This is a genomic window from Phyllobacterium sp. (assembly GCF_037994405.1).
Taxonomy (GTDB): Bacteria; Pseudomonadota; Alphaproteobacteria; order Rhizobiales; family Rhizobiaceae; genus Phyllobacterium.
The window spans coordinates 1-3,632 of the sequence record NZ_JBBNAN010000254.1 but is presented as its reverse complement, the minus strand read 5'-3'; the positions used below and the strand labels follow the sequence as shown (position 1 = coordinate 3,632).

Annotated in this window: 3 protein-coding genes; 1 reads left to right on the top strand and 2 read right to left on the bottom strand. The window is 55.9% G+C overall.

Annotation, left to right across the window (positions count from 1 at the left end; genetic code table 11):
• Positions 1 to 520: 520 nt before the first annotated feature.
• Positions 521 to 991 carry a hypothetical protein gene (locus AAAC48_RS14240; protein WP_340654804.1) on the bottom strand — a complete coding sequence of 157 codons (471 nt, stop codon included), beginning with the start codon at positions 989 to 991 and terminating at the stop codon, positions 521 to 523.
• A 1,052-nt stretch (positions 992 to 2,043) separates the two neighbouring features.
• Here AAAC48_RS14240 and AAAC48_RS14235 point away from each other — a divergent pair.
• The gene (locus AAAC48_RS14235) at positions 2,044 to 2,670 is read left to right on the top strand and encodes a L,D-transpeptidase (RefSeq protein WP_340654805.1); all 627 of its coding nucleotides are present in this window, start codon (positions 2,044 to 2,046) and stop codon (positions 2,668 to 2,670) included.
• Positions 2,671 to 3,055: 385 nt separating this feature from the next.
• On the opposite strand, the gene AAAC48_RS14230 is transcribed toward AAAC48_RS14235, so the two are convergent.
• A complete protein-coding gene (locus AAAC48_RS14230) occupies positions 3,056 to 3,448 on the bottom strand; it encodes a hypothetical protein (RefSeq protein WP_340654803.1) in 393 nt (130 codons plus the stop codon).
• Between the last annotated feature and the right edge of the window lie 184 nt (positions 3,449 to 3,632).

The following is a 3,632-nucleotide window of genomic DNA, read 5'->3' as shown; positions in this document are numbered from 1 at the left end:
CAGCATGGCCGTATTGGTGGAATTGGGCCGAGCGCTGACGGATATTGCGAGAATCTTCATGCCGTAACGGTGGCCGATTGATCATGGCTGCCAATGCAAAAGGCAGCCATGTCCTCAAATCAGCTATGATGCATGCAAGTCAGACTTCGGCTAACCACCCATCCGCGTTTGTTTGTTCGCGCCTATTGGTGCCAACGTTTTGAGGTGCGATCCTCAGCTGTTGTTCAAACATTGTCGAGGAAATTGCTATGCCACATGAATACAGCGCTCTTATTTTACTGCTCAGAGAGAGTCTGACCCGACAGAGATATAATCCGGTAATGGTCTATAACTACTGCCGCAACGCTGACTACTTCCTTTCTCATTTGGCGGAACGAAATATTGCCATCGAAGCGGGTGATCCGCACGGCCCTGGGGGAACGCGAACTGCATTGCGGCCCTCCAGGGCCCTATCCGGATTATGCGAGGCGGCTACCATACCGCCTGATCCCGTTCCAGTGGTGAATAGGTTCACCAGCCTCTAGTTCAGGATCGTGATCGAAGCATTGCCTGGTATGCCGTCTGTGTACGAGCCTTCCTGCGTCTGCACGTTCGAGACCGTATAGCCGTCGACATAATTGATGGTGTCGACCCAGACCTTGCCGGCTGACAGGAAGCATTCGTGCCGGTGGACGGCGAACGAAGCCACCGAGTCCGTGGTCGAATAGTTCGGGTCCCAGACGCCGAATCCAGTCGCCAGGCCACCGTTGTAGCTCGACAGGATGGTCACGGTGGTGTTGGGCGGCAGCGGGATGCTTCCCGAGAGATTGGTTGTGCCCTCAAAGGCATTCGCAGTAAGCGAGCGCGCGTTGCCGGTTCCGTTGGTCATGGTCGTCAGCAGCGAGTCGCTGCAATTGCTCATCCCCGTCCACTGCTGGGCCTGCGTGTTCTGCACTGGCTCGAGCATCACCGACGAGTCGGCGGGACTGCCGGGCGTATAGACGGTGACCACCTGCCTGGTCTCCAGGTTCACGATCGGCCCTAGATCGATCGGGCCGCCCGAGAATCTCCAGAGCTGAGCGGTGTTGCCCGAAGCAGCGGTCGACGATAAGCGCGTTATTCTGGCCGATGTTCAGCGCGAGGGTCGAGTTGTACGCGCTGATTAGCTGGCCGTCGGAAGCCAGCTACCAGAGTTGGGACGGCATTGAGACGTTGTTCGCGGTCTGCAAGGTGGCGCCGGGTGCTGGCGTTCCGGCGATGCTTAGGACCAGGCAGACCCGCCGCTTTCGTCAAGGCCGGTCGGGAAGAAGTACAGTTGCATGATGTGTATCCCTCCGCAAAAGTGATTGGAAATGTAGTATCTGTGAGTGGGTTATGCGTTACTCTCACCCAAGCAATGAATAGCCTAATATGTCTGGCGAGAGTACATCAAAAGAGTTATAAATGGTACATCGAAAGACTTGTCACAAGAAAAAACCTCCTGTCTAGCGAAAACGTAGTAAGATTATCTTTTCCCGCCGCGGTTTCATAGTGAACTAGCGCGGCAGCCCCTTGTCTGACGAGAATGCGACCGAGATATTCAACGGGGTGCAAATAGATATTACATAAGGAGCGTTCGATATCAGGCCAGGAACTTGCCTATTACTCGCAACAAAATTACGGCAAAGATGCTCAGTCACTTCCACGACGAGTATGTAATGAGTAAAGCGTCTCCGCCGCTAAGTATTGATTCTGAAGAATGGGAACGCAACTGCCGCGAACAATTGCGCGAGCGTTATCTCGATAGATTATCATCTAGAGATATGTTCGACGTTTATCAGCGGACCTCCGCGCAGGACTGGACACTGACGGACGTGCAACGCGCCATTGATAGTCTGCTTCGCGCACGGGAACTAGTGGTGAAATGGCCGCTGTCATCAGGCCCTCGACGCCCGGCATCGTTCCTTGAGGATTACATCAAACCCCAATGCCGAGCCGTTGGAACCGGGGCGCGCCGAATTAGGAATAATAGCGAGATGCGGCTGGATCGGGCAAACCATGCTTAGAGGATTGCCGGCTGCGCTTATGCTGTTGAAACCGATCCTGATGGGAGCAGGGATCGCCGTGGCGGTCGCACTCTCCGCCTGCACCACCGGCGGGGCCTTCCGGACGTTCTCCTCGGGCTACGGCGGTCTCACCGACGCCGGTTACCGCATTCCGCCGGTCCCGATCTACAAGGTCGACCGCAAATATCTTCGCCAGATCGTGCCCTATGAGGAGACTGACGAGCTGCCCGGCACGATCATTGTCGATACCGGGGCGAAGTTTCTCTACTACCTATTGGGAGACGGCAAGGCGATGCGCTACGGCATTGGCGTTGGCAAGGCAGGCTTCGAGTGGCATGGCACGGCGCACGTCGCATTGAAGCACGCATGGCCGGACTGGCGCCCGCCGGCGGAGATGATCGTGCGCGAGAGGAAGAAAGGCCGTATCATACCGGTTCATATGGTGGGCGGACTCAAAAATCCGCTCGGTGCACGGGCGCTCTATCTCTTCAACAAAGGCGGCGACACCGGCTATCGCCTGCACGGCAGCCCTGAATGGTGGACGATCGGCACCGCCGTGTCGGCTGGCTGCATTCGTCTCATGAATCAGGATATAATCGACCTCTACAACCGCACCGAAATCGGCGCCAAGGTGATCGTCATTTAGCTCGCCTGATATTTAGCAGGATAATCGCGGGGCAGGCTATGACCATACCTGCGCCTTTCGCCGTTGAACTGGGTATTGTCACATAAACTGAGGTGAAGTGGAGTTTGCCTCTACGGCGTGTTTCAGGCAATCGCGATCGTTGCGATGTTCCACTGCGCCATAGCGTTGGTGCATCGATCCTTTGTCAACGGTTTGGCGAGGCTTTGGCTCGGCGTCCCGAGAGCGGGAGCCGCCGGGAATGTAGGCTGGGTCGACGTATCTTTCCTGCAACAAGAGGCGGACGCCGAGAACCTACGGGCGAGGTTGCGTCTGGCCGGCCTACCGGCTTAGCGCAGCCCATGACAATGCGGGGGCATTGTTCGTGTGACTTCAAAGACAATGATCTTCATCGCGCAGCGACAGCATCAAGAATTCGCCCGATTTGGGGCCGTGTATAGACCTGAGCCGGATGCTGATCCCGATTTTCATCGTGATAATATTCTCCGGAATCAAAGGCGAGGTAGATTTCCCAAAAGAGATGCGGGCGTTGTTCGTCGTTAAATATTATTACTGAATGAATGTCATTGACGACGGCGTCGCAAAATTCAAACGATAGCTCTGAGGCGTTGAAGCCACGTGCTAGTTCGATTGCCAATTGATCGTAGAGGTCGTGCCTGGGCATGCCCGTAGAGGCAGTCCATCTCAAAATATCAAGATTGCTAAGACTAAGACGCTCACGCCATGTGGCACCGTCCGGATATCTGACGTGCAGCTCGGTGAGTAACTCGTCAATCGTCATATCGTCGGACTCCTTTCATCGTCGAGAGTTACGTTATCCATGAAACCGCGCATTTCCGCGCACACGTACCATAGCAAGGCGGACGCGAGCGTGACTCCTCCGGGCCCGGCGCGGCACGAAAGTTGGTTGTTGGCGGCCGTCGACCGGGACGGTGTTGTCCTAGATGCGTCGCACTCAGCTCGCG